The sequence below is a fragment of the Brevibacillus sp. FW301-21C12A genome, assembly GCF_058788915.1.
The window spans coordinates 1-2,094 of the sequence record NZ_JBYTBG010000099.1 but is presented as its reverse complement, the minus strand read 5'-3'; the positions used below and the strand labels follow the sequence as shown (position 1 = coordinate 2,094).

At 42.3% G+C, this 2,094-nt stretch carries 3 protein-coding genes; all 3 read left to right on the top strand.

All coding sequences use genetic code 11. The annotated features are described in order from the left end of the window. Positions 1–374 precede the first annotated feature (374 nt). Positions 375–746 carry a hypothetical protein gene (locus AC3WQH_RS25360; RefSeq protein WP_492332323.1) on the top strand — a complete coding sequence of 124 codons (372 nt, stop codon included), beginning with the start codon at positions 375–377 and terminating at the stop codon, positions 744–746. A gap of 12 nt (positions 747–758) precedes the next feature. Beyond that, positions 759–1,268: a hypothetical protein gene (locus AC3WQH_RS25355; RefSeq protein WP_026558479.1), complete on the top strand. Its 510-nt coding sequence runs from the start codon at positions 759–761 to the stop codon at positions 1,266–1,268. 161 nt (positions 1,269–1,429) lie between these two features. After that, on the top strand, positions 1,430–2,094 hold a 665-nt coding region (locus AC3WQH_RS25350; RefSeq protein ID WP_492332322.1), incomplete at its 3' end, for an IS256 family transposase.

Genomic DNA, 2,094 nt, shown 5'->3' with positions numbered 1-2,094 from the left:
TTTCCGCCTTGTAAAACGCAGGCTAGCTCTGCATTTTTACGCTGCGATTTTCTGTACTTTTATTATGCGATATACACTACGCAACGAAACCAAACCTGTTTGTAGATTCTCAACCTGTTGAAGAATGTGATGATTTTGATTTTGGCTGGTTCAGAACTGCCGCCAATCCAGAATCCATAGTAAGGGCATTTTCCCATCTTCGGATCAAAGAGGGATATAAATTAAGGGCTTATCAGTATACGGACGGAGCAAATGGAAACGGAATCGTTTGGGCTTTACCAGTCGATACTGAACTTCCAGACCCAAATGAGTGCCAACGTTTAGAAGAGCATTTCCTATCTGCACCGAAACCCTCCTTTGCATTAGCCGATTTCATGCAAGCCATCGATGGCGACCGAACCCCTTTATCATATTTGCAAGCATCCATCGTGTTTCATGAACTTCATGAGTTTGGTGCGATGTGGCACGGAACCTCATGGGGGAGAGATATAATCTTACCACTGACGGATGATCAAAAATCACATTATGGCCATTATGAATGGGAAATGATTGAGGATGAACCCGAAATCATTGAGCCTCACTTTTATTACGATGTTGAAGGTAATCCTGTCATTGTCTTCCACACCATAAATGATATCGGAACCACAACCTTTAATCGTTATGTTCATACCTTTAGTAAAAATGACTATACAGCACATGTTGAACGAACCTGTATCGCAACCGCAGGTGGTGGAATTATCTTCTAAAGAGGTGAACGTATGATTGAATTTACCCATAAGAGCGGGCACGGTCAAATTGAGCTAATTGAGGATGGAAGCGTTCGATTTAATATGATGGGAGATGATCATCTTCTCCAGACGTTACAATTAGAGTTTTCGAAAGGCATTCCTTCATTAAAGGCATTTCAACAGAAAGGTATACCTGGGAAAATGAGAGGGTATAGGAAGATCGAGAGGACAGAGGATCTCCTTACTCTACTTAAATCGTTTCAGGAGCACTATCCCCAATTTGATATCATGATCAAGCATAAAGTTGATAGTCAAGAATTCAAAAAGAGGTACACCCTACTGAAGTGGAATGGGGAATATGGAGCTGATGCCATCTTTATCGTCAGGGATAATTGGAAGGCAAAACAAAGCTTGTTTACACCAGGTCGATGTGAAGATTTGTTTTGGTTTCATGCAGATTTGGCAAATGATCCGTCTGTTTCAAGTTGGGAAGATTTTGGCGAGGAAAGTTTTGACGATTTAGAACCGATCGCTTTTTAATGGGGATGATGGAATGCGACAGTATTGGGAAGATATTATCGTGCTTTCTGGTGAAGGTGGCAGAATCACTTTAATCGGTTCAAAAGGGACTGTAAAATATTTTGTGTAAACTCTCATTCCACATTCCATTACAATGAAACAAAGTGAGGTTGAGAGAACACATGGGACTCATTCCAAAAGACCAGCTGCGCCAACTTATCAAAGAACACAACTTGCAAACCATGGAGGATGTTCAAAAAGCCCTGAAGGACATTTTTGCAGAAACACTGCAAGAAATGTTGGAGGCCGAATTGGATACCGAATTGGGCTATGCCAAGCATGACAGCAAGCAGAAGCAGACGAAAAACAGTCGGAACGGCTATAGCAAAAAAACGGTTACGTCTGAGTATGGGGAGTTGGATCTCACGATTCCCCGTGATCGTCTTGGAGAATTTGAACCTGCGATTGTCAAGAAACACCAGAGACATGTAACGGGTATTGAAGATCAAATCGTCTCTATGTACGCCAAAGGCATGAGCACACGGGATATTCAGGATCATTTGCACAATCTGTATGGACTTGAGGTATCCCCGACCCTTATCTCCAACGTAACAGCTAAACTGTTACCTCTTATCAAGGAATGGCAAAATCGCCCGCTGCAAAGCGTGTATTCCGTTGTTTTCATGGATGCCATTCATTTTAAGGTAAAACAGGACGGGCAAATTATCAGCAAAGCCGCCTATATGGTCATTGGCATTGATTTGGAAGGTTATAAGGACGTTCTTGGCATCTGGATCGGAGAAAACGAGTCAGCCAAGTTCTGGCTACATGTGTTGACGGATCTGAA